The sequence below is a fragment of the Pigmentiphaga humi genome (assembly GCF_900606115.1).
Lineage (GTDB): Bacteria > Pseudomonadota > Gammaproteobacteria > Burkholderiales > Burkholderiaceae_B > Pigmentiphaga > Pigmentiphaga humi.
In genome coordinates, this window is the sequence record NZ_UWPJ01000045.1 from 1 (window position 1) to 560 (window position 560).

Here is a 560-nt window from a genome sequence, read left to right on the forward strand (position 1 = left end):
CTGATCAAGGTCGGCGAGGAAATCGAGATCGTGGGTATCAAGGACACGGTCAAGACCACCTGCACGGGCGTGGAAATGTTCCGCAAGCTGCTGGACCAGGGCCAGGCCGGTGACAACGTGGGTATCCTGCTGCGCGGCACCAAGCGTGAAGACGTGGAGCGGGGCCAGGTTCTGGCCAAGCCGGGTTCGATCACGCCGCACACGGAGTTCGCTGCCGAGGTGTACGTGCTGTCCAAGGAAGAAGGCGGCCGTCATACGCCGTTCTTCAACGGATATCGTCCGCAGTTCTACTTCCGCACGACGGACGTGACGGGCTCGATCGAGCTGCCCAAGGACAAGGAAATGGTCCTGCCGGGTGACAACGTGTCGATCACGGTCAAGCTGCTGGCGCCGATCGCCATGGAAGAAGGCCTGCGCTTCGCGATCCGCGAAGGCGGCCGCACCGTTGGCGCCGGCGTGGTTGCCAAGGTATTGAAGTAATCCCCCCTACGCGCTGACGCGCGCCCCCCAGGGGGCGGGACTGGCGGACCGGCAAAGCCGGATCCGCGGTCCCCTGGATC

At 64.5% G+C, this 560-nt stretch carries 1 protein-coding gene; it reads left to right on the forward strand.

Annotation, left to right across the window (positions count from 1 at the left end; translation table 11 throughout):
• A partial coding sequence (locus tag PIGHUM_RS23690; protein ID WP_246013484.1) for an EF-Tu C-terminal domain-related protein occupies positions 1 to 480 on the forward strand: 480 nt, incomplete at its 5' end.
• Positions 481 to 560 lie beyond the last annotated feature (80 nt).